Genomic DNA, 25975 nt, shown 5'->3' on the forward strand with positions numbered 1-25975 from the left:
ATGCCCCTTAACGCTTGGGATGCGGCGAACTACGCTGGGTTTACGAATGCCGCATGGTTATGCCAGCGCGGCAGCCGTCTGTGTCGAGGGGTGGCGCATGTCCAGGGAGCAACGCGGGCCGAACGAAAAACTCGGCACCGTTCTCGCCCTCGCGGGAATCAGCAACGCAGGACTCGCGCGTCGCGTCAACGATCTTGGCGCTCAACGCGGGTTGACACTTCGCTACGACAAGACGTCGGTGGCGCGCTGGGTGTCGAAGGGAATGGTGCCCCAGGGCGCCGCCCCGCACCTCATCGCGGCCGCCATCGGCCAGAAGCTCGGCCGCCCGGTGCCGCTCCACGAGATCGGCCTGGCGGACGCGGATCCCGCGCCGGAAGTGGGCCTCGCATTCCCCAGGGACGTCGGTCAAGCCGTGCGTTCCGCAACGGAGTTGTACCGACTCGACCTCGCCGGCCGCCGGGCCGGCTCCGGCGGCATCTGGCAGTCCCTCGCCGGGTCGTTCGCAGTCAGCGCATACGCAACGCCCGCCTCACGCTGGCTGATAACCCCGGCCGACAGTTCGGTGGCGCGCGAGGCGAACTCCGCGGAGGGCACGAGCGCACCGCTCAAAGTCGGCCACAGCGATGTGCAGAAACTGCGGGAGGCCGCGGAGGACGCCAGGCGCTGGGACTCCAAGTACGGGGGCGGCGACTGGCGTTCGTCGATGGTGCCGGAATGCCTGCGGGTCGAGGCGGCACCGCTGCTGCTCGGCTCGTACTCCGACGAGGTCGGCAGAGCCCTGTTCGGCGCGAGCGCGGAACTCACCCGGCTCGCCGGGTGGATGGCCTTCGACACCGGGCAACAGGAAGCCGCGCAGCGGTACTACATCCAGGCGCTGCGGCTCGCCCGCGCGGCGGCGGACGTACCGCTGGGGGGTTATGTCCTGGCGTCGATGTCCCTGCAGGCGACCTACCGGGGATTCGGCGACGAGGGCGTCGATCTCGCGCAGGCGGCCCTGGAGCGCAACCGGGGGCTCGCCACTGCCCGCACCATGAGCTTCTTCCGGCTCGTCGAGGCACGGTCCCACGCGAAGGCGGGGGACGCCCAGGCGGCCGGGGCGGCGCTGAAGGCCGCGGAGGGGTGGCTTGAGCGGTCCCGGGAGGGTGACAACGATCCGTCCTGGCTGGGCTTCTACGGCTACGACCGCTTTGCCGCCGACGCGGCCGAGTGCTACCGGGATCTGAAGGCGCCTCGGCAGGTGCGGAGGTTCACGGAGCAGGCGTTGTCGAAGCCGACGGAGGAGTTCGTGCGGTCGCACGGGCTCCGGCTGGTGGTTTCCGCGGTGGCCGAGTTGGAGTCGGGGAATCTTGACGCGGCTTGTGAGCAGGGGGTGCGGGCGGTGGAGGTCGCCGGGCGGATCTCTTCTGCGCGGACGACGGAGTATGTGAAGGATCTTCTTCATCGGCTGGAGCCGTATGGGGATGAGCCTCGGGTTGTCGAGCTGCGGGAGCGGGCTCGGCCGTTGTTGATGGCGCCCGCCTAGGGATTTGCCTGGTTTCGGTAGATGCGCGAGTGCGGGCGCGTTGGGGCTGGTCGCGCAGTTCCCCGCGCCCCTTTGGGGCGCTCCAGATCCCGGCGTTTGAAGTGGCTGTCAGTGGTGCAGTGCACTATCGGATGCGGGAGGTGGTGCGCGGTGGTCGGGTACGACTGTGATGTGCTCGTGGTCGGGGGTGGGATCGTCGGGCTGTCGGTCGCGTATGCGATCGGCCGGGCCGCTCCGGGGACACGGGTGACCGTGCTGGAGAAGGAGGCGGGTCCCGCCCGGCATCAGACGGGGCGGAACAGCGGGGTGATCCACAGCGGGATCTACTACCGGCCCGGCTCGCTCAAGGCGCGGTACGCGGTGGGCGGCGCCGCCGAGATGGTCAAGTTCTGTGCGGAGTACGGCATTCCGCACGCCGTCACCGGCAAGCTGATCGTCGCCACGGAGCGCGCCGAGCTGCCCCGCCTGCACGCGCTCGTCCAGCGCGGCCGGGAGAACGGCATTCCGGTGCGCGAGCTGGGCGGGAGCCAGATCGGCGAGTACGAGCCCGAGGTGCGCGGCCTCGCCGCCATAGAGGTCGCGACGACCGGCATCTGTGACTACGTCGCGGTCGCCCGGCACCTGGCCGAGGCCTCCGGCGCCGAGATCCGCTACGACGCGCGGGTCGCCCATGTCGACCGGCGCCCGGAGCGCGGGGTCGCCGTCCGGACGACGGACGGTGCCGGAGGCGGAGACATCGTCCGCGCGCGCGTGCTGGTGAACTGCGCCGGGCTGCAGTGCGACGAGGTGGCCCGGCTGACCGGTGACGACCCCGGGATGCGGATCGTGCCGTTCCGCGGCGAGTACTACACGCTGACGCGGCCCGAGCTGGTGCGCGGCCTGGTGTATCCGGTGCCGGATCCGGCGTTCCCGTTCCTCGGTGTGCACCTCACGCGCGGCATCGACGGCAGCGTGCACGTGGGGCCGAACGCGGTGCCCGCGCTGGCCCGCGAGGGCTACGGCTGGGGTGTCGTACGCCCCCGCGAGATCGCGACCACGGCGGCCTGGCCCGGGGTGTGGCGGATGGCGCGGCAGCACTGGAGGTACGGGGTGGGGGAGCTGCGGCGGTCGGTGTCCAAGAGCGCGTTCACCAGTGCCGTACAGCGGCTGCTCCCGGCCGTGACGCCCGAGGACCTGGTGCCTTCGGCGGCCGGGGTGCGGGCCCAGGCCGTCCTGCGGGACGGCACGCTCGTCGACGACTTCCTGATCAAGGAGGGCCCCCGCGCGGTGCACGTCCTCAACGCCCCCAGCCCGGCGGCGACGGCGTCGCTGCCCATCGGGAGAGAGGTTGCCCGGCGTGCGCTGGCCGTGCTGGGGCAGGAGGACGGCGTCCGGCTCCCGGTGCAGCCGGCGGCTCCCGGTTCCCCGTAAAATCGACGCATTGTGTCTGAGTCCCCCAACACCCCCGACGCCCCCGCCCAGCCCGCGCAGCGCACCCGCAGGGACGAACCCCGTTTCCCCGACGGCCCCAAGCCCGACCCCGCCGGCTCCCACTTCGAGCGCCGCATCCGGAGTTTCCAGCCGCGCCGGAGTCGCGTGACGACGGCGCAGGCCGATGCCCTGGAGCGCCTGTGGCCCAAGTGGGGCCTGGACATCGACGGTCGGCGGAATCTCGACCTGACCGAGCTGTTCGGGAACGACAACCCCGTCGTGCTGGAGATCGGCTTCGGGATGGGTGAGGCGACCGCGCAGATGGCCGCCGCCGACCCGGCGACGAACATCCTCGCCGCCGATGTGCACACCCCGGGGCAGGGCAATCTGCTGGGCCTCGCCGACCACCACGGGCTCTCCAACATCCGGGTCGCCAACGGGGACGCGATCATCCTGCTGCGCGAGATGCTCGCGCCGGACTCGCTCGACGGGCTGCGCGTCTACTTCCCGGACCCCTGGCCGAAGAAGCGGCACCACAAACGGCGGCTGATCCAGGAGGAGTTCCTGACGCTGGCCGCGACCCGGCTCAAGCCCGGGGCGACCGTGCACTGCGCGACGGACTGGGAACCGTACGCCGAACAGATGCTCGAAGTGCTGGGCGCGCACCCGGACTTCGAGAACAGCCAACCCGACGGCGATTTCGCGCCGCGTCCGGACTTCCGGCCGCTGACCCGTTTCGAGGGGCAGGGACTGGACAAGGGTCATGTCGTGAACGATCTGCTGTTCCGTCGCGTACCCCACGACGACCAGCGCTGAAGCCAGGCTCCCTCGCGGGCCGTGCCCTTACCTCGTTAGGGTCGATGCCGTGGCCACGTATTCGCCGTACCCACCGCACCCCGGCCACCCGGCCGGTGGTGTGCCCGGGCACGTGCCGCGCGGGCGCTGGTGGCACCGGACAGGAGTCCGTTACGGCGCGCTGATCACGCTGCTCGCGCTCTCCGGGCTCGTCATCCTCGCCCTCGTCCGCCAACAGACCGGTACGGAAGGGTTCTTGGTGGGTCTCGGGCTCGCCGTGCTGCCCGTGCCGCTGCTGGTCGCCGCGTTCCGCTGGCTGGACCGGGTCGACCCCGGCCCCTGGCGCAACCTGTTGTTCTCCTTCGCCTGGGGGGCCTGCGCCGCCGCGCTGATAGCGATCGTGGCCAACAGCTTCGCCACCCGATGGATAGCGACGGCGACCGCCGACCCGAGCGGCGCGGACACCCTGGGCGCGACGGTGATAGCGCCGATCGTGGAGGAGTCGGCGAAGGCGGCGGCCGTGCTGCTCGTCTTCCTGTTCCGCAGACGGGACTTCACCGGGATCGTCGACGGGGTGGTGATAGCCGGGGTCACCGCCACCGGCTTCGCGTTCACCGAGAACATCCTCTACCTCGGCACCGCCTTCGGCACCGACCAGCTCACCGGCGACCGCGGCTTCACCTCCGTGACGGCGGCGACGTTCTTCGTGCGCATCGTCATGTCCCCGTTCGCGCACCCCCTGTTCACCGTCCTCACCGGCATCGGCTTCGGCCTCGCCGCCCGCTTCCCCGACCGGCGCCATGTCCGGCGTGTCCTGCTCCCACTGACCGGACTGCTGCTCGCGATGGGCATGCACGCGGTCTGGAACGGCTCCTCGACCTTCGGCCAGTACGGCTTCTTCGAGGTCTACGGCCTCTTCATGGTGCCCGCGTTCGGCCTGCTGACCTGGCTCGCGGTCTGGACTCGGCAGCGTGAACTGCGCGCGGTGCGCGAGGAGTTGCCGGTGTATGTGCTCGCGGGCTGGCTGACCCCGAGCGAACCGTTCGTGCTCGGCTCGATGCGGGCCCGCCGGCTGGCCCGCGAGTACGCCGGCCACTGCCTCGGCCGCCCGGCGGCCCGCTCGGTGGCCCGCTACGAGGCCTGCGCGACCTCCCTGGCGTTCCTGCGGTACCGGGCCGCACGGGGCCGCGCCGGTGCCGACTTCGCCGTACGGGAAAGGGAGTTGCTGCACGAGCTGTGGCAACTGCGGGAGGTGGCGCGGCCCGCGCTGGAGTACGCGGCGCGGCGGATCGCGCCGCCGGTGCCGGTGGTGGTGCCGCCGTGGCCGGTGTACGGGTCGTACGGGACTCCCGTGTACAACCCGTACCGGTCCTGACGCCCGTTAGGCCGACGCCTGTGTCAGCTGCTCGATCTCGGCGTCCGTGAGGGCCAGTTCGGCCACGGCGAGCAGGTCGGGCAGCTGCTCCAGGCTCCTGGCGGAGGCGATGGGGGCGGCGACCGTGGGCTGGGCGGCGAGCCAGGCGAGGGCGACCGTCGCGACGGAGGCGTCGTGGGCCCGGGCGACCTCGTCCAGGGCGGTCAGGACCTTCTGGCCGCGCTCGGATGCGAGGTAGCCGGCGGCCCGTCCGGCGCGCGGGCTGTCCACGGTCGTACCGGGCCGGTACTTGCCGGTGAGGAAGCCGGCCGCGAGGGCGAAGTAGGGGAGCGCCGCGAGGCCGTTGCGCTCGGCGACGTCCCGGAGTTCGCCCTCGTAGGTGTCGCGGGAGACGAGGTTGTAGTGGGGCTGGATCGCGACGTAGCGGGCCAGGCCCTCGCGGTCGGAGAAGTCGAGGGAGGCCTGAAGGCGCTCGGGCGAGATGTTGGAGGCGGCGATGTGCCGCACCTTGCCCGCCTTGACCAGCTCGTCGAGCGCGCCGACGATCTCCTCGACCGGCACCTCGACCTGGTCGAAGTGGGTGTAGTAGAGGTCGATGTGGTCGGTGTCCAGGCGGCGCAGGGAGGCCTCGGCGGCGGCCTTGATGTTGGCGGCGGACAGGCCCGGGAAGTCGGGGTGCTGGCTGACCTTGGTGGCGATGACGACGTCGGAGCGGTTGCCGCGGGCCTTGACCCACTTGCCGATGACGGTCTCGGACTCGCCGCCCTGGTTGCCCGGGGCGAACGCCGAGTAGGAGTCGGCGGTGTCGACGAAGTTGCCGCCCGCGGCGGCGTAGGCGTCGAGCACGGCGAAGGAGGTCGCCTCGTCGGCGGTCCAGCCGAACACGTTGCCGCCGAGGTTCAGCGGAAAGATCTCCAGGTCGGACCGGCCCAGCTTGCGAAGAGAAGTCATGCTCTACCTCAACTGCCGGACCGGAACCGGATATTCCAACGGGTGATCCAGAGATCTCGGGGACCTCAGGGGTTGAGGCCCTTGCTGCGCAGCCAGGGCGCCGGGTCGCTGGCGGTGGCGGCGCCGTTGATGTGGACCTCAAGGTGGAGGTGCGGCCCGGTCACGTTGCCGGTGGCGCCCACGCGGCCGATGACGTCACCGGTGGCGACCTTCTGGCCGACGCTGACGTTGATCGAGGACTGGTGGCAGAACCACAGCTCGGTGCCGTCGTCGAGGGTGAGGATCGTGCGGTAGCCGTAGGACCCCGCCCAGCCCGCCTCGGTGACCGTGCCGCTGTGGATGGCCTTGATCAGCGTGCCGGTGGGGGCGGCGAAGTCGAGTCCGGTGTGGTAGCCGGAGGACCACATGGAGCCGGCCTGGCCGAAGGTGCCGGTGATCGTGTACGAGGCGACCGGCAGCGTGTACTGCTTGGCGAGGGCGGCGAGCTTCGCGGCCTCGGCCTTCTTCTTGGCGGCGGCCTCCGCGGCCTTCTTGGCGTCGGCGGCCTTCTGCGCGGCGTCCTGCTCGGCCTTCGCGGCGGCGGCGTCGACCTGCTTGGCGACGGCGGCCTCGGCGGCGGCCTGGGACTTGCCGTCGACCTGGAGCTGCTGCAGCTCGGCCTGTTCCATGATCCGGTTGCGCAGCAGTTCGCCCGCGTCCGAGGTGCCCTTGGCGGTCTCGGTGGTGGTCACGCCGACGCTGCTGAGCGCGGTCGCGGAACCCTTCGGCGTACTGGAGGAGTCGTCCAGCAGGTGGCCCACGTTGGGCAGGTCCGGCATGGAGATCGAGACCGGCGGCTTGCCGGTGTTCGCGCTGGCCATCCCGCCGGCGCTGACGGCGGCTATGACACCGACGCCCAGGACGGTGGAGCTGCGGGCGAATCCCCCGCCACCACGCTGCTTGGCGACACGGTGCTTGCCGCGGTTGGGAAGAACGGACTCCGCGCTGGGGTTCCACTCCTCCCAGGGGCCCTCGTCGGGGCGGAAACCGCCGTAGACGAACGGGGCTTCTGGGGCAGCCTGGTTGGACGCCACGTGGGCGTGCTCCTTTCCTTCCTTCTCGCCTACCGGGTTAGCTGACGGGTTCGGAGCAGGAAGGTCTCCTACGCGCGTAAACCGGTCGTGTTCCCACGACTGTCGACGTGCGATTCACCCCAAGTGGTGGTTCCCCGGTTCCCTCGCGGGATTCGGCGCGTGCGCACGGAGCTGTCTCTTGTGACGGCTGGGACGACCGTGCTGCGTTATCGAACGTTAATAGACACGGGCGCCCGTTTCCAAGCCCGTTCGCTTGATCATTAACCTTTCCTTGCAGGACGAAGAGCCCACGAACGGCGAAAAACGGGTGAGTTGACCGGTCGTCGACCGGTCATGGACGGCGTACGGCGATCATCGCCATGTCGTCCGTCATCCCGCCCCCGGAGTAGCGGCGCACCTCCTTGGCGAGGAGGCCGAGCAGCGCCTCGGGGCTGCGGAAGGTCCGCCCGGCCAGCCGCTCCCCCGGGTCGTAGAACACGCCGTGGCAGTCCCGGGCCTCGGACAGACCGTCGGTGTACAGGAGCAGGGTGGCGCCGCCGGGGAACGCGAACTCCTCGGCCCGGTCGGGCCAGAACCCCAACTCCCCCATCCCCAGCGGCAGTGCGGGCTCCTTGACGAGCAGGGTGTCCACGGTGCCGTCCGCGTGCAGGAGCAACGGCGGCGGGTGGCCCCGGTCGACGATCCGCAAGACGCCGTCGCCGTGCGGGAGTTCGGCGAGGACGGCCGTGGTGAACCCCTCGAACGCGTCGAGCCCGTCGCGCCGGGTGCCCTCGCGCGCGAGCGCCCGCTCCAGCCGCTGCGCGACCGCCTCCAGGGTGCTCTCCTGCTCGGCGGCCTCCCGGAACGCCCCGATGACCACCGCGACGGCGGCGACCGCGCCCATGCCCTTCCCGCGTACGTCGCCCACGACCAGCCGTACGCCGTGCGGGGTGTCCTGCACCGCGTACAGGTCGCCGCCGATGAACGCGCCCTCCTGCGCGGCCTCGTAGCGCGCGGCGATCTCGAACCCGCCGATGCGCTCGGCCGGTTCGGGCAGTACGGCGCGCTGGGCGGCCTCGGCGATCTCGCGTACGGAGGCGAGCTGTTCGCTGCTGCGGCGGACGAGGGCGTTGATGAGGACGGCGAGACCGGCGACCGTCGCCACGGTGGCCACCTCGGTGACCGCGTCGATGCGCAGGACGATGCCGAGCCTGATGTGGACGGCGAGGACGACGACGAGCGCGGCGAGGCCGGTGAGGACGGTGCCGCGTCGGGAGTAGAGGGGGGCGGCGACGAGCGGGGCGGCGGTGAAGAAGGGGGCCGCCGTGAAGTCCTGCGGGGTGAGGTAGTCGTAGCAGGCCCCGACGATCAGCAGCAGGGCGGGCAGCCGGCGGACGAGGGCGAGGACGCGGGCGGTCCGCCGTTCCTCGTCGGGGCCGAGACCGGGACCGAGACCGGGGTCGGGCACGGGATCGCCGGGCAGGCGCCCGCCGGCTCGCACATACGGACCCTCCTCCACGCCTCCAGTTTTTCCCGGTGGGGGGAGGGCTGCGAGCGGGGTGGGCCGACCGGGGGGAAAACACTGAGGGCCGGAATCCGTTTCCGGATTCCGGCCCTCAGTCTTGAGTAGCGGGGACAGGATTTGAACCTGCGACCTCTGGGTTATGAGCCCAGCGAGCTACCGAGCTGCTCCACCCCGCGCCGTTGTGATTGCAACTATACGCCATCCGCGGGGTCCGATGTCACACACGTTTCAGTCGGCGGGGTTACCGGCGTGCGTGAGGGTCTCCCAGGAGACGAAGAGGTCGTCGCTGCCGGCCGGCCGGGTCGTCTCGGCGAGCTTGTGCGCGGCGGGCACCTTCATGCCGAGCCGGTCCTCCAGGTGGTTGAGCGGAACCTCCAGGTCGGGCCCCATGTTCCGGTCGACCTTGCCGCCGCACAGCCAGGCGGGCGCGGCCTCGCCGAGCTGGTAGCGGGAGTGGAATTCGAGGGCCGCCCGGAGCCGGTCCTTGACGCCGTCGTAGAGGTCGACGCCCTGGTGCCAGGCGGTCTCGGCGATGTGCCCGGTGGCGGCGAGCGAGTACCCGACGTGCTTGAAGTTGCGGCAGGTCTCCTGGGCGATGCCGTCCTTGAAGGTGGTCTGCTTGAACCAGTACGTCGTGAGCTTCTGCGGAGTGGTGACGGTGGAGCGGGCCGGGGTGAGCGGCACCTTGCCGTCCTTCTCCAGGTAGAAGTAGGCGGGCACGCGGTCGCGGAAGCGGGCGACGGCCGCGTCGAAGGCCCTGTGGTCGTCGAGGAAGACGGCGATACCGATCGCCGCGTCCGTCATCGCGAGGTCCCAGTTGCCGTTGTAGTCCGGCAGGTCCTTCGTCACCTCGGGCTGGTACGCGGTGCGCAGCATGGTCGCGAACCGCTGCACCCGGTCCTCCGGCCACCCGGCCCCCGGCGCGTACCGCACGATCTCCGCCGCCCGCGCCCACGTCGACCCGGCCCACGCCGTCTGCAGCCCGGCGTCCTCGGAGGTGTGCTCCTTCATCCTGGCCGACCAGTCGTCCATGATCTCCCGCGCCTTGAGCGCGTGGTGCTCCTTGCCCGTGATGCTGAACAGCAGCGCCTGCGTGTACGCCGCGATCGCGTCCTCGCGCTCCTCGACACACCCGTGCGCGGCCTTGCCGTTCCAGGGGCAGTCGACGTCGGCGTAGGGCTTCGCCGTGTACTTGTACGACCCGTACTTGCTGTCCCGCATCCCGAAGTACGCCTTGAGCCAGGGCTGCTTCCCGGCCGCCACGTTCTTCCGTACGGCGTCCAGCTGCGCCTTGCTGACCAGCACTCCGGGATGCGTGAACGCCGCGCCGGCGGGCAGCGCCCGTGCCATGGTCCGCGTACCGGTGTCCGCCGCCCCGCACGAGGCGAGAAGCCCTACGGCCACGGACGCGCCCAGCACCGCCACTGCCCTCATGTGTCCTACCTCCGCCTTGTCCGCACCGGTTCCCTGTGAGCGTGACCCGGTGGGCGGTGGGGCGCAGGATCTGATGGGCCGATCGGTCACCCGCCCTGGACGGATGTCTGATAGGTACCCGTGGATTTGCGAATGGCAACTCAATGCATACTAGGTGAGTTACGATCGACTGGTAAGTAGGCACTTTTGAGTGCGTTACTCCCTGGCGGGAGGGACTGGAGCGACGATGACCACGAAGGCGTACGAGGAGTACCTGCGCGACTGCCCCGCGGTGGCCCTGCTCTCGACGATCAGCAACCGGTGGGTCAGCCTGGCGGTGTGCACCCTCGGGTCCCACGGTGACGCGATGCGATACAACCACATCAGCCGCGAAATCCCGGGCGTCAGCCAGAAGATGCTGACCCAGACCCTGCGGATGCTGGAGCGCGACGGCATGGTGCGGCGGACGGTCACACCGTCCGTGCCGGTGCGCGTCGACTACGAACTGACCCCGCTCGGGCAGGGTCTGTACGGCCTGCTGTCCCAGGTGCGCGACTGGGCCGCCGAGAAGACCGGCGAGGTCGACGAGGCGCGGGCCCGCTACGACGCGGGGGTGTAACGCACTTAAAAGTGCCTCCTTACGAATCGATCGCAACGCACCTACCGTTTGAGTGATTCTATTTCGCAAACGGAAGAGCGAATATCATGCGCGCAGCAGTCGTCAGGAAGACCGGGGGACCCGAGGCCGTCGAGGTCCTGGAGGTCCCGCTGCCGGAACCGGGTCCCCTGGAGGTCCGCGTCAAGGTCGCCGCCGCCGCGCTCAATCCCGCCGACTCCGCGGTGTGGGCCGGGTACTTCGGGCCGATGCCGGAGGTCGACCACACCGGTCTCGGGCTGGACGCCGCCGGGACCATCGACGCCGTCGGCCCGGGTGTGCTCCTTGCGGTCGGCACTCCGGTGATCGTGTTCGACGCCCCCGTGCTGCGTCCCACGAAGGCCCAGGCCGAGTACCTCGTGACCGACCTCAACTCCCTCGCCCCCGCCCCGGAGGGCATGGACCCGACGCTCGCGGCGACGATCCCGCTCAACGCGACGACGGCCTCGCTGGCCCTGGACCACCTCCCGCTGCGCCCCCGCGACACCTTGCTGATCACCGGCGCCGGCGGGGCCGTCGGCGGCTACGCCGTGGAGCTGGCCCGGACCCGGGGCGTGCGGATCGTCGCGCAGGGGCGGCCCGAGGACGAGGAGTATCTGCGCGCTCGGGGCGCCACCTGGTTCGTGTCCCGCAACGAGGAACCGGGCCCGGCGGTACGGCGGTTGGTGCCGGAGGGTGTGGACGGCGTGCTCGACGCGGCGGCGCTGGGCGCACCCGCGATGGCGGCCGTCCGGGACGGCGGGGTCTACGTGAGCGTGCGGCTGGACGTGCTGCCGGCGCCGGAGCGGGGCGTGGTGGTGCGCCACACCACCGCCGGTCCCGACGCGTCCCGGCTCGCACATCTCTCCGCACTCGCCGAGGTCGGCGTGCTGACACCGCGCGTCGCCCAGGTGTATCCGCTGGCGCAGGCCGCCGAGGCCCACGCCCGCCTGGCCCGGGGCGGCCTGCGCGGCCGGATCGTACTGGTCCCGTGAACACCGCGACCGGCACGGGGCCCCGCAAGGAGCCGATCGTGGTCACCGCGGTGACCACGATCGCCGCTCCGACGGAGGCCGTATGGCGCGTGCTCGTGACGTTCGACCAGTACGCGCGGTGGCACCCGGTGCTGTCTCTCGACGCGCGGCCCGAGCGGGTGGTGGTCGGGGCGGTGGTTCCGGGCCGGGTCTCGGACGGCGCGGGCGGCGGTCAGGACGTGACGATGAGGATCGTCGAGGTGGCGGCTCCCCGGCGGCTGGTCTGGGAGGGCGGGTCCCTCGACGCGGTCCTCGGCAGGCATTCGTTCACGCTCGCCCAACTGCCGGACGGTGGCACAGAGTTGACCGACTCGGAGGAGTTCTTCGGAGCCACCGCCGCCGGACTCGTCCCGGCACTGGGCCGGCTCGGGGAGGAGTACGCGCGGTACGGCGCCGCCCTGCGGGCGCATGTGGAGGGTCGGTGATCGTGGAGCGGGGGAGGTAGGCGTCCCCCAAAAAGTGTGTCGCTTTCGCGGAAAGTGACACACTTTTTCGGGAAGGGGTCCCGGCTCAGCCGGACAGATGCCGGTTCGGCGCCTTCGCCCGCTCCTCGTACTCCGGGAGTACGACCACGGAGACCCCCTGCGCGGCCAGCGCCCCGCTTCCGTCGGCCGCCGTCACGAACGTGTCCGGCTCGCGCCACGCCGTCACCACGCGTCGTACGCCCGCGTCGAGGATCAGGCGGGCGCAGGGCTTGGGGCGGGAGGCGCGGTGGGTGCAGGGTTCGAGGCTCGTGTAGACCGTGGCAGTCGCGAGGCGCGGGTCCGCCGGGTCCAGCTTGGCGAGGGCCGCCTCCTCCGCGTGGACCACCGGGTCGCCGGCCTCGCGGGAGTGGCCGCGGGCCAGTTCCGTGCCGTCGGCCCCGACCACCACCGCGCCGACGCTGAAGGCCGTCTCCGAGGGCGGGCAGTCCGCGGCCAGGTCGCAGGCGAGGGCGAGCCAGTGGTGGTCGGCGGCGGAGGGGAGGTCGCCGGTGCCGGGGGCGGTGGGTTCGTAGCGCATGAGGACGACGTCCTCGATGGGGCGGGTCTCCAGCAGGCGCAGGCGGCCGGACTGGTACGTGCCCGGGCCGAAGAGGCGGGGGGCGTCCGGGGTGCCCACGAAGAGGGGGGACAGGACGAGTTGGAGTTCGTCGGCCAGACCCTGCTGGAGGAGCTGGGTGTGGATCGTGCCGCCGCCCTCGACCATCAGGCGGTCAACTCCCTTTACGGAGTGGAGGTGTTCGAGCAGCCGGCGCCAGTCGAGTTCGGGGCCGAGGGCGAACACGTCGGCGGCGAGGCCGAGTTGGCGGGCTCGCTCCGCTCCCTTGTCCGTCGTACAGACGAGTTTGTCGCCGCCCGTGTGCCAGAAGTTGGCGGCCGGGTCCAGGTCGCCGGAGCCGCTGACCGTGACCTTGAGGGGGTACTCCGGCTTGCCGGCGGCGATGCGGGCCGCGCGGCGCTCCGGGGAGTTCACGAGCAGGCGGGGGTTGTCCGCGCGGATGGTGCCGGCGCCGATGAGGATCGCGTCGACGGACGCGCGGACCTCGTCGACGCGGTCGAAGTCGGCGGGGCTGGAGAGGAGCAGCCGGTCGGGGCCGGTGTCGTCGAGGTAGCCGTCGAGGGAGACGGCGGCGGACAGCAGGACGTGGGGCAGGGACATCGACGCGCTCTCCTGGAGACCGGCGGGGCTTGGCGGAACGGCGGGGCTTGGTTCAAGTTTGAAACAAACCTACACTGGGGGCATGACGACTCGCTGGCTCACCGCAGAGGAGCAGCGCGCCTGGCGCGCCTACATCGCCGCCACGCACCTCCTGGAGGACGCGATCGACCGGCAGCTCCAGCAGGAGGCCGGCATGCCCCACCTCTACTACTCCATCCTCGCCAACCTCTCCGACGTACCGGACCACCGGCTGCGGATGACCGACCTCGCCGAGAAGTCGAAGATCACCCGGAGCCGGCTGACGTACGCCGTGACCCGGCTGGAGAAGGACGGGCTGGTGCGGCGGGAGGGGTGTCCGTCGGACAAGCGGGGCAGTACGGCGATCCTGACCGACGAGGGGATGGCCGTGCTGGTGCGGTCGGCCCCGGGGCATGTCGAGACCGTCCGGGCCGCGATCTTCGACCATCTCACCCCGGAGCAGGTGGGGCAGCTGGAGGAGATCAGTACGGGCATCGCGCGGGCGCTGGAGACTCCGGAGGACGTGCCGTGGCGCCGCCGCTCCACGCCTCCGTGTTCGTGAGCCGGCACACAAATCTGTTGCTTCAAATTTCAAGCATGAGGTAGGGTCCGTGATCGTGGATGTGCTTCAGTTTTGAAGCACATCGCTACGTCACCCTTCGGACTCGGAGACCCGCATGCCCGACTTCCCCGCCGCCACCCCGCGTGCCCGCGTCCGGGTACCGCTGCGCTTCCACGACGGCTACAGCGTCGACACCGAACTCGTCACCTTCCACGGCCTGACCGACGGCCAGGAACATCTCGCCGTCGTGCTCGGCGATCCGGCCCCCGGCACCACCCCGCTGGTCCGGCTGCACTCCGAGTGCCTGACCGGAGACGTCTTCGGCTCCGCCCGCTGCGACTGCGGCCCCCAGCTGCGCGAGGCCGTCGAGCGCATCGCCGACCGCGGCGGCGTGCTGCTCTACCTGCGCCAGGAGGGCCGGGGCATCGGCCTCTACAACAAGCTCGACGCGTACGCCCTCCAGGACCAGGGCCTCGACACCTACGCCGCCAACACCGCGCTCGGCCTCCCCGAGGACGCCCGCGACTACACGGCCGCCGCCCAGATGCTCCAGGCCCTGGGGATCGACGAGCTGGACCTGCTGTCCAACAACCCGGACAAGGCCGACCAGTTGCGCGGCCTGGGCATCGACGTGCACGACCGCGTCCCGACCGGAGTGTTCACCACGCCCCACAACGTCCGGTATCTACGCGCGAAGGTCCTGCAGACCCACCACACCCTCCCGCTGGGCCGGCTGACCGAGCTGAACGTGGGCTGAGCCGCACGCGGATGGTGTAGCGGGCTACACCATCCATTCGGGAGGGCACTCCCTCGTGGCGGAAGGCCGTCGGCGGAAGTGTTGAGACCACGATCACGCACTCGATCCGGATCTCGACCGACCGCCGACGTGGAGGCCTTCCCCAGCCATGGCAACTCTCCTTTATCACTTGGGCCGCACGGCCTTCCGGTGGCGCTGGTTCGTCACCCTCCTGTGGGTGGCGGTCCTCGGCGCCGTCGGATTCGCCGCCACCAAGGCCCCCGCCGCTCCCGACGACGGCTTCACGATGCCGGGCATCGAGTCGCAGAAGGCCTTCGACCTGCTGGAGCAGCGCTTCCCGGGCACGGCGGCCGACGGCGCGAGCGCGCGGATCGTCTTCGTCGCCCCGAACGGCGAGAAGGTCACCGCCACCGAGAACAAGGCGGCGATCGAGAAGCTGGTCACCGAGGCCGCCGACGGTTCCCAAGTCGCCTCCGCCGTCGACCCGTTCACCGCGAAGGCGGTGAGCAAGGACGCTTCCACGGCGTACTCCACCGTCACCTTCAAGGTGAAGGCCGACGATCTCACCGGCGCCGCCAAGACCCATCTGGAGCGGGCCATCGACACGGCCCGGGACGCGGGCCTGACCGTCGAGGTCGGCGGCGACGCGCTCGCCACCCAGCCCGCGGCGGGCGGCAGCGCCGAAGCCATCGGCATCGCGATAGCCGCGATCGTCCTCCTCATCACCTTCGGTTCCCTGGCCGCCGCGGGGCTTCCGCTCCTCACCGCGATCCTCGGTGTCGGCATCAGCATGTCCGCGATCCTCGCCCTGGGCAGCGCCTTCGGCCTCTCCGAGACCACCGGCACCCTCGCTACGATGCTCGGCCTCGCCTGTGGCATCGACTACGCGCTCTTCGTCGTATCGCGCTACCGGGAGGAGCGCGCGAAGGGGCACGCCCCGAGGGAGGCGGCGGGACTGGCCGCCGCCACGGCAGGTTCGGCAGTTGTGTTCGCCGGTCTAACTGTTGTCATCGCTCTAGCCGGTTTGTCCGTGGTCGGCATCCCGATGCTGACGAAGATGGGCCTCGCGGCGGCCGGCGCGGTCCTCCTCGCCGTCCTGATCTGCCTCACCCTGGTCCCCGCGGTCCTCGGCTTCTGGCCGAACGCCGTCCTCTCCCGCCACGACCGCAAGAAGAAGCCCAAGCGCGGCAACGGCGAGAACGGCGGCAGCCGTTGGGCCCGGATCGTCGTACGCCGCCCGATCCCCGTCCTGTTGCTCGGAGTCGTGGGCCTCGGCGCGATGGCCCTGCCCGCCCTCGACCTCCAGCTCGGCATGCCCGGCGACGAGGCGAAATCCACCGCCACCACCGAACGCCGCGCCTACGACGACCTCGCCGAGGGCTTCGGCCCCGGCTTCAACGGCCCGCTGACCATCGTCGTGGACGCCAAGAAGGCGGGCGACGCGAAGACCGCCGTAGCGACGATCTCGAAGGAGATAGCGGCCACGGACGGGGTGGTCTCCGTCTCCCCGGCGCGCTTCAACTCGGCAGGCGACACAGCGGTGTTCTCCGCGACCCCCGCCACCAGCCCCACCGACGAGAAGACCAAGCAGCTCGTCCAGACGATCCGCGACGAACGATCGGGGATCGAGGCTCAGGCCTCCGGCGCGAGCTTCGAGGTCACCGGGACGACCGCGCTGAACATCGACGTGGCGCAGAAGGTCCAGGACGCGCTGATCCCGTACCTGGCGCTGGTGGTGGGCCTGGCGATCGTCCTCCTGCTCCTGGTCTTCCGCTCGCTGCTCGTGCCGCTCAAGGCGGCGCTCGGCTTCCTCCTCTCGGTGCTCGCGGCGCTCGGCGCGGTGGTCGCGGTCTTCCAGGAAGGCCACCTGGCGTCCTGGCTGGGCGTCGACCAGACCGGCCCGATCATGAGCCTGATGCCGATCTTCCTGGTGGGCATCGTCTTCGGACTCGCCATGGACTACGAGGTGTTCCTGGTCTCCCGGATGCGTGAGGCGTACGTCCACGGGGACGGCCCCGGCCAGGCGATCGTCTCCGGGTTCCGGCACAGCGCCCGGGTGGTCGTGGCCGCCGCGCTGATCATGATGGCGGTGTTCTCGGGCTTCATCGGCGCGGGCGCCTCGATGATCAAGATGATCGGCTTCGGGCTGGCCATCGCGGTCCTGTTCGACGCGTTCGTGGTCCGGATGGCGATCGTGCCGGCGGTCCTGGCGCTGCTCGGCAACAAGGCCTGGTACCTGCCGAGTTGGCTCGACCGGGTCCTCCCCCGCATGGACGTCGAGGGCGAGGCCCTGAGCCGCAAGGTCCCGGCACCGGCGGCTGAGTCCACCGACACCCCGACCGTCCACCTCACACCGGTCCCGTAGGGACCCCGCAGACCGGGGCCGCCGAGAGCGGAGGCGGCCCCGCGGCGCCCGGATCCCGTGGGGACGGGGACCCGGCGCAAGTCCCGGGCCCGGCGACGGGGCACTCCCCCCGCCCGTCGCCGGGCCCGCGGACGTCCACAACTCACCCTTCAGAGACGGCAAGAGAGGGCACTTCGATGAAAACCTCAGTGCAGGCCGGGGTGGCCGGGCTCCTCGCCTGCGGCACGCTGCTCACGGTGGTCCTGGTCACCCGCGACGACGACGGAACCAGCGACGACAGCCACTCCGGCGTCACCTACTCGACGACGTCGAAGGGCCCGTACGTGGCCCTGGGCGACTCCTACACCGCAGGCCCCGGCATCACCGACCCCACCGGCACCCCCGCCGGCTGCGACCGCTCCGCCGGCAACTACCCGGCCCTCGTGGCCGCCGAACTCGGCCTGAAGGGCGGCAAGTTCCGCGACGTGAGCTGCAGCGGCGCCACCACGGCCGACCTCACCTCAGCCCAGCACACCGACAACGGCACCAACCCGCCCCAACTCAGGGCACTTTCGTCGGACACCCGCCTGGTGACGGTCGGCATCGGCGGCAACGACATCGGCTTCAGCTCGATGATCAAACGGTGCGTAGCCATGGGCGCCGTCTACCGACTCACCGGCAGCGGCAAGTACTTCACGGAAGACGCGCCCTGCGCCCGCGAGGCCGGCTCCGCCGCCGTAACGAAGAAGATCACCACGGCCGGCGACCGGCTCACCCGGATCCTGACCGAGGTGAAACGCCGCGCCCCCGAGGCCCGCGTCTACGTCGTCTCCTACCCGGCGATCCTGCCGACCGACGGCGCCGACTGCGGCCGCGAAATGCCCCTCGCACCGGGCGACGTGACCTACCTCCGCGAGAAGGAACAACAACTCAACACCACACTGCGGCAACGGGCTTCGACGGCGGGGGTCGCCTACGTCGACACGTACACCCCGTCCGCCGACCACAACGCCTGCACGGCGAAGAACACCCGCTGGATCGAACCACTCGTACCGGCCGACCCGGCGGCACCGGTGCATCCGAACGCTCGGGGGGAGCGGGGGATGGCGGAGGCGGTACTGCGGGCGGTCAAGTCGGCGCTGTAGAGGGGGCGTTCACGGTCCGATCCTCAGAGGCGGCTGGGGCGAGTGCGGCTCGGCGGTGCGTCCGGACCAGGCGGGTGTGGCCGCCTGCCTGGTCGTGCGGTGCCGAGTGTCGGACACCGTGTTCGTCCCGTGGCAATCCCCACTGGGCGTCGGACTATATATGTTGAATATGCACATACGGGAGAAACGCGCCACCAGTCGGGTCCGAGACGCCCGGACCCACAGAACGAGACACCTCCCGACGCCACGAGCCCGGTGTCCGTACGGGGCCCCGAAGACCGGATCCAGCCACGCGGGAGACGGCCAGGTTCACACCTGAGAGGTAACGCGGGGCTCCGCCTACTCCCACCCGTACGGCGACACCCGCGCTTCGACTCCGTCCAGGTACTGCCGTAGCGCCTGCCCGTTTCCCCGTACGAACTCCTCCGGTACGGCGTCGACCTGGACCCAGCGGACCTGGGCGTGCTTGAGGGGTTCGCGGTTCTCGGGGTCGCCGGACCACTTGTCGGTGACGAAGACGACGGTGAGGAAGCCGTGCGGTGCGCCCACTCCCCCGGCGGCATGGACGAGGTGCACGACCTTCAGGGACTCCGGCGACACGACGATCCCGGTCTCCTCGTACAGCTCGCGCACGGCGGTCTCGGTGACGGGCTCGCCGGGTTCGTTCTTGCCGACGGGGAGGTCCCACATGCCACGGCCGAACTTGGCCTGCTCGCCCCGCTGAATGAGGACGACCCGGCCCTCGGCCCTGTCGTGGACGATGACGGCGGCGACGAGAAGGGTCATGCGGCGATTCCGAGTTCGGCGAGCAGACCGCGTACCCGGCGCTCGATCTCCTCGCGGACGGGCCGTACGGCGTCCACGCCCCGGCCCGCCGGGTTGACCCTGCCGGCGGGAGCCGAACCCGCCGACCGGACCTCGACCCGTTCATCGGCGAGATGGGTGAGGAAGCCGCCGTTCATCTGGGAACGGCCGGCGTTGTGGACACAGACGAACAACAGGACTGGCGGACGGGGGGCGGTGGAGCTCTGGGCCATGGTGGGTGTCCTTGCGGTCGGTCAGGAGGGGGCGGGGTTGGGGACCACGGCCACCGCGGCCAACCCGACCACGGCGCCCAGCAGTTGCGCCCCGACGAACGGTACGACGAAGCCGGGCGCGATCCCCGCGAACGTGTCGGTGAAGGCGCGGCCGACGGTGACGGCAGGGTTCGCGAAGGCGGTCGAGGAGGTGAACCGGCCGGCCACAGATGGCCGGCGAACCGCACCACCGGCTCGGCGAACATGGCGTTCGCCGGCACCGCGCCCGCGATCGCCGCGCCGACCTGCGCGGGGACGTACGCGGCGACCTCTCGCGGCCCCGGCCCGGCGGCGAGCGAGTCGGCCGGCAGTTGCACGCCGACGTTGTGCGACAGCTACGTGGCCTGATACAGCGCGGCGCCCGGCGGGCGTTGGGACTCCCCGGATGCCCGGCCGGGCGGTGATGATGTGATCGCCGTACCACGGAAACCGGCGTCACCCGGACGTACGGTTCGCCCAAGGGAGCCCCCGACCATGTCCGAGCCGCCGCAGTCGATGGAGGCCCGTGCCCTACGGCTCTTCCTCACGGCGGATCCGGACGACTGGCCGCGACTCGCGCCGAGGGTGACGGAGGCGGTCGGCACGGACACCCTTCGGCGGATCGTCCGCGGCACGCTCGCCCGCGTCGGGGAACCCGACACGGTGAGGGACAGCCCCGACGGACTGATCGTGTCCGGCAGCCGGGGCCGGGTCCGCGCCTGGGCCCAGGCCGCGCCGGACGGGGAACTCACCGCGCTGCGCATCGAGGACGCCCGCTACGCACCATCACGGCGTCGCCCGCGCCTGCCCACCCCCGTGACCTGGGCGACGTACCTGATCGTGGTCACCCTCTGGAACGTCCTGACCGTCTGGACGGCCGCCGACCGCACCGCCTGGCTCGGTGACATGGCGATCCTCGCGGCCTTCTACGTGATCGTCGAAGGCCGCGGCGCACCCGCGCGACAGCCCCGCCCGCTGCGCCGTACGGTCGAGGCCGGTGCCGTGGCGGCTCTCGCCTCCGCGTGGCGGCTCCCCGGCCTGCCGAACGGCCACAGCGCAGTGGGCCTCACCTGCGGCCTCGCGCTCCTCTCCGCAGCACTGTGGCTGGTCGCCGCCGCGCGCCGCCACCGCTGGCGGGCGCCGCTGTCGCGACCGCTGCGGTTCCCGCTGGAGGGCACCTGGTACGTCGTCCAGGGCGGCGGGCGCGCGCTCAACCACCACACCCAGGTGCCCGAACAGCGCGGCGCGCTCGACCTGGTGGCCCTCGGCCCGCTCGGCACCCGCACCCGGCGGGGCCACGATCTCACCGCCTACGCCGCGTACGGCCGCCCGGTCCACTCGCCGTGCGACGGCCGCGTGATCTCCGCCGCCGACACCGTCCGGGACCAGCAGCCCGGCGAGATCAGCTACCAACCCCCGTACGGCAACCACGTGTTCCTCGACACCGGCCACGAGATCGTCAAACTCGCGCATCTGCGCCCCGGTTCGGTGACGGTGACCCAGGGCGACACCGTCCGCGCGGGCCAACTCCTCGGCGAGGTGGGGAACTCGGGCAACACCACCGAACCCCACCTCCACCTCCACGCCGAACGCGACGGCCTCGGCCTGGACCTGGAGTTCACCGGAGTCCCCGGGCGACTGCACCGCGGCCGGACGATCCGCGCTGCCTGACGGTCAGCCCTCGGGGCGCAGCAGGCCGCGCTCGTACGCCTTGGCCAGCCGTTGGGGCACCAGGTACGGGACGCCGTCGATGGTGATCGGCACGAGCGTCGGCGTGGTCGCCTTCCACTGGGCGCGGCGGTGACGGGTGTTGCTGCGGGACATCTTCCGCTTGGGGACGGCCATGGGAATCCTCCTGCTCGGTGAGTCGCGGGAGACGTTACATGAAAATGGATGTCATTACTAACTGGAGGGGGTGGACCGGCCGGACCGGCCGGACCGGCACCGCGGACAGAGTCCGCTGAGTTCGACGGTGTGCTCGACCTCCGCGAAACCGGAGGCCTCGGCCACCCGCTCGGCCCAGTTCTCGACCGCCTCGGAGTCGACCGGGGCGCTCAACCCGCAGCCGCGGCACAGCAGATAGTGCTGGTGCTCGGGGAACGGCCGGTGCCGGAACAGCCGTTCACCACCCCGGTCGCGTACGACGTCGGCGCGGCCGGCGCCGACCAGCGCGGCCAGGGTGCGGTAGACGGTGTTGAGGCCCACCCGCGCACCGCAGGACTCCAGGATGCCGTGCAGGGCGCGGGCGCCGACGAAACCGCCGTGGTCGATCAACGCCCTTACGACGCGGGCGCGTTGGGCTGTGCGGCGGCCGATGAGATCCAGGTCGTCGGCCGGTGCGCTCATCACGCCTCCGCGAGACCGATGCGGGCGCGGGGCCGGCGTACGGCGGCGAGCGCGACCGCGTAGACGGCCGTGGCGACGGCCATGATGGCGAAGCTGGGCGGCAGTTGGGGGACGTAGTAGCTCAGGGCGAGGCCCGCCCACATCTCCGCCACCGCCAGTCCCGCGGACAGGGCGAGGGCGTGGTACGGCCGGTCGGTGAGCCGTTGGGCCGCGCCCGCGGGGGCGGCGAGCAGGCCGAGCAGCAGCAGCGAGCCGACCGCCTGGGTGGCCTCGGCCGCGCAGGCGCCGACCAGGACCAGGAAGGCGAGGCCGAGCAGTCGTACCGGCACCCGGCGGGCCGTGGCCACCGCCTCGTCGACGGAGGCGAACAGCAGCGGGCGGGCGACCGCGAGCACGGCGAGGCAGATGACGCCCGCGACGACGGCCGCCAACTGCGCCTGCCCGGCGGAGAGTCCGAAGATCGAGCCGAAGAGGACGTTGACGCCGGCGGTGCCGTTCCCGGTGTTGCGGGACGTGGTGTAGAGGGTGAGGAAGAAGACCCCAAGGCCCAGGATCCAGGAGAAGAGGCTGCCGATGACGATGTCGTCGGCGCGGCTGCGGCGGCCCAGCGCGCCGAGCACCACCGCGAACACCACGGTCGCCGCGAACAGCCCCAGCCGCAGGTCGTAGCCGAGCGCGAGGGCCGCGAGCGCCCCGGTGAACGCGACATGGCTGAGCGCGTCGCCGGTGAACACCTGGGTCCGCAGCACCAGGAAGTACCCGACGAGACCGGCCGCCAGCGCGATCGCCGTACCGGCCAACAGGGCGTGCGTGAAGTACGGGTGGGTGAAGGCGCTCATGCGACAGCACCCGCTCCGACGGTCCGGTACCTGCCGACGGTCGTGGTGAGCGTGCGGCCCGCGCGGGCCAGGACGTAGCCGGCGAAGGCGAAGGTCGTCACGTAGAAACCGATCGGGTACGGCGAGTAGTAGGCGGCGATCAGCCCGGCCCAGGTCACCGCGAGCGCGATCACCACCGCGAGCGCCAGGCTCAACGCGGGCCGGGCGGTGAGCTGTTGGGCGGCTGCCGCGGGCATCACCAGCAGGGCGAACACCAGCAGCGTGCCGGTGATCTGACTCGCCTCCGCGGTCGCCGCTCCGAGCAGGACGAGGAAGACCACGGACAGGGCGCGCACCGGCACCCCGCGTCCGGCGGCGACGTCCTCGTCGACGGAGGCGAACAGCAGCGGTCGCCCGATGACCGCCAGCGCGCCGAGCGCGAGGACCGCCACGACCGTCAGCTCGGTCACCTGGACGGTCGTGATGCCCAGAAAGCTGCCGAACAGAAGGGAGTTGACCCCGCCGAGGAACCCTTTGTAGAGGGCCACGAAGAGGAATCCGCAGGCCAGCAGGAACGCCTGGACCGTGCCGGTGAGTGCCGACTCCTGGCCGCCGCCGCCCTGTCCGGCGCGCGGGATCGCGGCGATCACCAGGGCCCCGCCGACACAGAACGCGAAGTAGCCGAAGCCCGCGCCGATGCCCAGCAGGGTCGCGCAGGCCGCACCGGGAAAACTGACCACCGCCAGCGTGTGTCCGGCGAAACTCTGCCGGCGCAGCACCATGAACCAGCCCGTCACGGCGGCCAGTACGGCCACGACGGTACCGGCCCGGAAGGCGTTGACCATGAACGGGAACGCCCAGATCTGCTGAAGGTCGGTCACCGGATTCCACGACCAACCGGCGCCCGTGTCAGCCCAGTTCACGACGGCCTCCCTCGGCGTGCCGGTCGGTGTGACGGGCGGGCGCCTCGGGCTGGCCGACGACCACCAGCCGCCCGTCGCCGGTGCGCAGGACCTCGACCGGCACGCCGTACAGCCGCGTCAGCGTCCCCGTGGTGATCACGTAATCCGGCCGTCCGGCGACCGCACCGCCCTCGGCGATGTACACCACCCGGTCCAGCCACGGCAGGATCGGGTTGACGTCGTGCGCGACCATGACGACCCCGACGCCCGCCTCCCGGCAGATCCGCCCGATCAGTGCGGCGACCGCACCCTGATGGGACAGGTCGAGACTGTCCAACGGCTCGTCCAGGAGCAGCAGTTCGGGATCGCGGACGAGTGCCTGGGCGATCAGCAGCCGCTGCTGCTCGCCGCCCGAGCACTCGCCGATCGGCCGGTGCGCGTAGGCGCTCGCCCCGACCAGCTCGACGACCTCCGCGACCCGGTCACGGGCCGCCCGCCGCCGGGCACTGAACCGGCCGGGCAACGGCAGCGGCACGCCCCAGCGGTCACCGTCGAGGCCGAGCCGCACGATGTCGGTCCCGCGGATGCGCAGGCTCGCGTCGAAACTGCGGCGCTGGGGCAGGTAGCCGACCCGGTGCCCCGCGCTGCCGGGCGCCTCGCCCAGCACGCGGACCTCACCGGCGGCCGGAGGCAGGATGCCGAGCAACATCTTGACCAGGGTCGACTTCCCGACCCCGTTGGGACCGAGAACGGCCACGAACTCCCCGGCGCCGACCTCCAGTTCGACCCCGGACCACAGGGTCCGGCCGCCGACGCGCACGGCGGCACCGCGCAACGACACGACGGGAGAAGGCGGTTCGGCGGCTGCCGGTTGCGCGGGAACGCGGTGCCGGGCCGTGTCGCCCGGCCGGGAGGCGGCCGGATTCACGGTGCTCACCTGCCCGTCGCCTGCCCCAGGGCTTTCTCGATGCCCTCCAACTGCCGTACCTGCCATGCCTGGAAGGACGCCCCGGCCGGGGTGAGGGTCTCGGTCACGGTCGCGACCGGGATGCCCTTCGCCTTGGCGGCCTCGACCTGGGCCTGCACATCCGGGGTGGCGTTCTGGCTGTTGTAGACGTACACCTTGATCAGCTTCTCGCTGATCTGCCGGTCGATCGTCTGCTTGTCCTTGGCCGTCGGGTCGGTGCCCTCACTGATGGCGTCCAGGAACGACTCGGGCGTCAGCAACTTCAGTCCCAGGCCCTCGGCGAGCGGGGTCACGATGGACTCCGAGGCGCCGATGGGGGTGTCGGCGTACTTGGCCTTGATGTCGTCGATCAACTTGTCGTACGGCGCGAGGGTCTTGGTCTCGAAGGCCGTCTTCCGCGCGTCGAAGTAGGCGGCGTCGGCCGGGTCGAGCTTCTTGTAATCGGCGGTGATCTTCTCGATGACCTGGTGGACGTTGTCCGGCGAGTACCAGCGGTGCGGGTTGCCGCCGGGTTCGATGCCGACCAGGTCACCGACCTTCAGATCGGTACGGCCGCTCTCGGGGTTGGCGGACAGCAGCTTGTCCGCCCAGGCGTCGTAGCCGATGCCGTTGACGATCGTGTACTGGGCCCCGGCCACGAGTCGGCCGTCGGCCGCGGTCGGCTCGTAGTCGTGCGGGTCGGCGTTCGGGTTGTCGATGATGCTCTTGACCTGGGCGTGGGCGCCGCCGAGTTGGGCGGCGATGCTGCCCCAGAAGTTCTCCGCCGCTACGACCTTGATGGTCTTGCCCGCCGTCGTCGAACCGGCGTCGGCGGCGCCGGCGGTGCCGGAGGAGGAGGCGGTGGAGCAGCCGCTGGTGACGGCGAGCACGACGCCGGTGGCCAGACCGGTGGCGATCAGCCGGGTGGAGCGGGATGCGGGGCGGGATATCGGGATGCCGGTGGTGCGCACGGCTCGGTCTCCTTGACGGGCTGGGGAGCGGGGTCCTTCACCTCCGACCGTAGATGGAAATGATTGTCACTACTAGGGAGCCGGTTATCCCTCATGAAAATCATTATGCAATCTTGACGCGGGGCTCCCCCACCTTGTCCGGATCCAGCCGCGACCCGGTCGGGGCGACGCCGTGCGGGCCCTCGTCCGCGGCGATGAGCGCGCTCCCGGTCAGCGGCGGGCCGTCGGGGTCGGACGCGGCAGCCATCAGCCGGGCGGCCGCCTCGGCCCCGGTCTCCGGCGGGATGACCAGCAGGTCCCAGCGTCCGATGCAGTAGGAGAGCAGCAGCAGCTGGTGCGGGTCGATCTCGTCGGCGAACCAGCCGACCTTGACGATGTGGCCGGCCACGGGAACCTTGTGGGGGACGGTCGGCCAGTACGTCGGGTTGACGGCGATGCGGGTGATACGGCCCCACAAAGGGTCCAACACGGCGGTCAGCGCGGGCAGTTCGCTCAGCAGATCGCGGGAGCGGGGCCACCAGGCGCCGTCCAGGAGGCCACGGACGGCGCCGTCGCTCTTCAGCGCGAGACGGGCCGCCGGGACCGCGACGGGCTCGGGACGCGGCAGGGTGGGGTATGCGGTCGCCGACATGATGCGGACCCGTCTCCGGGCCACCTCTGCGGCGGCACGGGTTTCGTCCCTCGCCGAGGACGACCCGGCGTGGAAGCCGATGTACGAAGCGCCCTCGGTGCTGTTCACGGTACTCCGCGCTCTGCGAC

The 25975-nt window shown here is 71.2% G+C and carries 26 protein-coding genes, 1 tRNA gene, 1 pseudogene and 1 riboswitch; of the genes and pseudogenes, 12 read left to right on the plus strand and 16 right to left on the minus strand.

Going from position 1 to position 25975, the window contains the following annotated elements:
• Window positions 1-97 precede the first annotated feature (97 nt).
• The 4 genes from ACIBJH_RS44160 (at window position 98) to ACIBJH_RS44175 (ending at window position 5102) form a co-directional block, all read left to right on the plus strand.
• Window positions 98-1522 carry an MFS transporter gene (locus ACIBJH_RS44160; protein WP_399122629.1) on the plus strand — a complete coding sequence of 475 codons (1425 nt, stop codon included), beginning with the start codon at window positions 98-100 and terminating at the stop codon, window positions 1520-1522.
• Between the two features lie 150 nt (window positions 1523-1672).
• Window positions 1673-2932: an L-2-hydroxyglutarate oxidase gene (lhgO, locus tag ACIBJH_RS44165; RefSeq protein ID WP_399122630.1), complete on the plus strand. Its 1260-nt coding sequence runs from the start codon at window positions 1673-1675 to the stop codon at window positions 2930-2932.
• A 12-nt stretch (window positions 2933-2944) separates the two neighbouring features.
• Window positions 2945-3748 (plus strand): tRNA (guanosine(46)-N7)-methyltransferase TrmB, encoded by an 804-nt coding sequence (gene trmB, locus ACIBJH_RS44170; protein WP_399122631.1) that lies wholly within the window; start codon window positions 2945-2947, stop codon window positions 3746-3748.
• A gap of 49 nt (window positions 3749-3797) precedes the next feature.
• Complete coding sequence (locus tag ACIBJH_RS44175; protein WP_399122632.1) at window positions 3798-5102, plus strand: PrsW family glutamic-type intramembrane protease; 1305 nt, start codon at window positions 3798-3800, stop codon at window positions 5100-5102.
• Window positions 5103-5108: 6 nt separating this feature from the next.
• Here the strand turns inward: ACIBJH_RS44175 and ACIBJH_RS44180 are convergent, their stop codons facing one another.
• The 5 genes from ACIBJH_RS44180 to ACIBJH_RS44200 all read right to left on the minus strand — a co-directional run bounded on the left by ACIBJH_RS44180 (window position 5109) and on the right by ACIBJH_RS44200 (window position 10064).
• Entirely contained in the window at window positions 5109-6053 is a 945-nt protein-coding gene (locus ACIBJH_RS44180; RefSeq protein ID WP_399122633.1) for an aldo/keto reductase, read from the minus strand.
• Between the two features lie 65 nt (window positions 6054-6118).
• A complete protein-coding gene (locus ACIBJH_RS44185; protein ID WP_399122634.1) occupies window positions 6119-7126 on the minus strand; it encodes a M23 family metallopeptidase in 1008 nt (335 codons plus the stop codon).
• 11 nt (window positions 7127-7137) lie between these two features.
• Window positions 7138-7294, minus strand: a riboswitch (cyclic di-AMP (ydaO/yuaA leader).
• Window positions 7295-7457: 163 nt separating this feature from the next.
• On the minus strand, window positions 7458-8606 hold the full coding sequence (locus ACIBJH_RS44190; RefSeq protein ID WP_399122635.1) for a PP2C family protein-serine/threonine phosphatase: 1149 nt from the start codon (window positions 8604-8606) through the stop codon (window positions 7458-7460).
• Window positions 8607-8732: 126 nt separating this feature from the next.
• Window positions 8733-8806, minus strand: a tRNA-Met gene (locus ACIBJH_RS44195).
• 52 nt (window positions 8807-8858) lie between these two features.
• A complete protein-coding gene (locus ACIBJH_RS44200) occupies window positions 8859-10064 on the minus strand; it encodes an alginate lyase family protein (RefSeq protein ID WP_399122636.1) in 1206 nt (401 codons plus the stop codon).
• A gap of 226 nt (window positions 10065-10290) precedes the next feature.
• On the opposite strand from ACIBJH_RS44200, the gene ACIBJH_RS44205 reads away from it, so the two are divergent.
• The 3 genes from ACIBJH_RS44205 (at window position 10291) to ACIBJH_RS44215 (ending at window position 12136) form a co-directional block, all read left to right on the plus strand.
• Window positions 10291-10662, plus strand: a complete 372-nt coding sequence (locus ACIBJH_RS44205; RefSeq protein WP_359616256.1) for a helix-turn-helix domain-containing protein — start codon at window positions 10291-10293, stop codon at window positions 10660-10662.
• A gap of 86 nt (window positions 10663-10748) precedes the next feature.
• Entirely contained in the window at window positions 10749-11672 is a 924-nt protein-coding gene (locus tag ACIBJH_RS44210) for an NADP-dependent oxidoreductase (protein WP_399122637.1), read from the plus strand.
• Entirely contained in the window at window positions 11669-12136 is a 468-nt protein-coding gene (locus tag ACIBJH_RS44215; RefSeq protein WP_399122638.1) for an SRPBCC domain-containing protein, read from the plus strand. Before ACIBJH_RS44210 ends, ACIBJH_RS44215 begins: the two co-directional genes overlap by 4 nt.
• An 85-nt stretch (window positions 12137-12221) precedes the next feature.
• On the opposite strand, the gene ACIBJH_RS44220 is transcribed toward ACIBJH_RS44215, so the two are convergent.
• Complete coding sequence (locus ACIBJH_RS44220) at window positions 12222-13352, minus strand: dihydrofolate reductase family protein (RefSeq protein ID WP_399122640.1); 1131 nt, start codon at window positions 13350-13352, stop codon at window positions 12222-12224.
• An 82-nt stretch (window positions 13353-13434) separates the two neighbouring features.
• On the opposite strand from ACIBJH_RS44220, the gene ACIBJH_RS44225 reads away from it, so the two are divergent.
• The 4 genes from ACIBJH_RS44225 to ACIBJH_RS44240 all read left to right on the plus strand — a co-directional run bounded on the left by ACIBJH_RS44225 (window position 13435) and on the right by ACIBJH_RS44240 (window position 18178).
• A complete protein-coding gene (locus tag ACIBJH_RS44225) occupies window positions 13435-13932 on the plus strand; it encodes a MarR family winged helix-turn-helix transcriptional regulator (RefSeq protein ID WP_200714686.1) in 498 nt (165 codons plus the stop codon).
• A 115-nt stretch (window positions 13933-14047) separates the two neighbouring features.
• Window positions 14048-14689: a GTP cyclohydrolase II gene (ribA, locus tag ACIBJH_RS44230; RefSeq protein ID WP_399122641.1), complete on the plus strand. Its 642-nt coding sequence runs from the start codon at window positions 14048-14050 to the stop codon at window positions 14687-14689.
• Window positions 14690-14837: 148 nt separating this feature from the next.
• The gene (locus ACIBJH_RS44235; RefSeq protein ID WP_399122642.1) at window positions 14838-17054 is read left to right on the plus strand and encodes an MMPL family transporter; all 2217 of its coding nucleotides are present in this window, start codon (window positions 14838-14840) and stop codon (window positions 17052-17054) included.
• A gap of 176 nt (window positions 17055-17230) precedes the next feature.
• Window positions 17231-18178: an SGNH/GDSL hydrolase family protein gene (locus ACIBJH_RS44240; protein WP_399122644.1), complete on the plus strand. Its 948-nt coding sequence runs from the start codon at window positions 17231-17233 to the stop codon at window positions 18176-18178.
• 339 nt (window positions 18179-18517) lie between these two features.
• Here ACIBJH_RS44240 and ACIBJH_RS44245 read toward each other — a convergent pair whose 3' ends face one another.
• The 3 genes and pseudogenes from ACIBJH_RS44245 to ACIBJH_RS44255 all read right to left on the minus strand — a co-directional run.
• Window positions 18518-18964 (minus strand): NUDIX domain-containing protein, encoded by a 447-nt coding sequence (locus ACIBJH_RS44245; RefSeq protein ID WP_399122645.1) that lies wholly within the window; start codon window positions 18962-18964, stop codon window positions 18518-18520.
• Window positions 18961-19215, minus strand: coding sequence for a hypothetical protein (locus ACIBJH_RS44250; protein ID WP_399122646.1), 255 nt, complete (start codon window positions 19213-19215; stop codon window positions 18961-18963). The genes ACIBJH_RS44245 and ACIBJH_RS44250 overlap by 4 nt, the downstream gene beginning before the upstream one ends.
• A 21-nt stretch (window positions 19216-19236) precedes the next feature.
• Window positions 19237-19541: pseudogene (locus ACIBJH_RS44255) on the minus strand (aquaporin family protein); the annotation flags it as partial.
• A 187-nt stretch (window positions 19542-19728) separates the two neighbouring features.
• Here ACIBJH_RS44255 and ACIBJH_RS44260 point away from each other — a divergent pair.
• Window positions 19729-20904: a M23 family metallopeptidase gene (locus ACIBJH_RS44260; RefSeq protein ID WP_399122647.1), complete on the plus strand. Its 1176-nt coding sequence runs from the start codon at window positions 19729-19731 to the stop codon at window positions 20902-20904.
• 3 nt (window positions 20905-20907) lie between these two features.
• Here ACIBJH_RS44260 and rpmF read toward each other — a convergent pair whose 3' ends face one another.
• From rpmF to ACIBJH_RS44295, 7 genes are all read right to left on the minus strand, one after another.
• The gene (gene rpmF, locus ACIBJH_RS44265; RefSeq protein WP_093628134.1) at window positions 20908-21078 is read right to left on the minus strand and encodes a 50S ribosomal protein L32; all 171 of its coding nucleotides are present in this window, start codon (window positions 21076-21078) and stop codon (window positions 20908-20910) included.
• A gap of 57 nt (window positions 21079-21135) precedes the next feature.
• Complete coding sequence (locus tag ACIBJH_RS44270; RefSeq protein ID WP_399122648.1) at window positions 21136-21579, minus strand: Fur family transcriptional regulator; 444 nt, start codon at window positions 21577-21579, stop codon at window positions 21136-21138.
• Window positions 21579-22418, minus strand: coding sequence for a metal ABC transporter permease (locus ACIBJH_RS44275; RefSeq protein ID WP_399122649.1), 840 nt, complete (start codon window positions 22416-22418; stop codon window positions 21579-21581). Before ACIBJH_RS44275 ends, ACIBJH_RS44270 begins: the two co-directional genes overlap by 1 nt.
• On the minus strand, window positions 22415-23320 hold the full coding sequence (locus tag ACIBJH_RS44280) for a metal ABC transporter permease (RefSeq protein ID WP_399122650.1): 906 nt from the start codon (window positions 23318-23320) through the stop codon (window positions 22415-22417). Before ACIBJH_RS44280 ends, ACIBJH_RS44275 begins: the two co-directional genes overlap by 4 nt.
• Complete coding sequence (locus tag ACIBJH_RS44285) at window positions 23307-24140, minus strand: metal ABC transporter ATP-binding protein (protein ID WP_399122734.1); 834 nt, start codon at window positions 24138-24140, stop codon at window positions 23307-23309. Before ACIBJH_RS44285 ends, ACIBJH_RS44280 begins: the two co-directional genes overlap by 14 nt.
• A 92-nt stretch (window positions 24141-24232) precedes the next feature.
• The gene (locus ACIBJH_RS44290) at window positions 24233-25216 is read right to left on the minus strand and encodes a metal ABC transporter solute-binding protein, Zn/Mn family (RefSeq protein WP_399122651.1); all 984 of its coding nucleotides are present in this window, start codon (window positions 25214-25216) and stop codon (window positions 24233-24235) included.
• Between the two features lie 103 nt (window positions 25217-25319).
• Complete coding sequence (locus ACIBJH_RS44295) at window positions 25320-25955, minus strand: DUF5994 family protein (RefSeq protein ID WP_399122652.1); 636 nt, start codon at window positions 25953-25955, stop codon at window positions 25320-25322.
• Between the last annotated feature and the right edge of the window lie 20 nt (window positions 25956-25975).

This window comes from Streptomyces sp. NPDC050548, from assembly GCF_044457385.1.
Classification (GTDB): domain Bacteria; phylum Actinomycetota; class Actinomycetes; order Streptomycetales; family Streptomycetaceae; genus Streptomyces.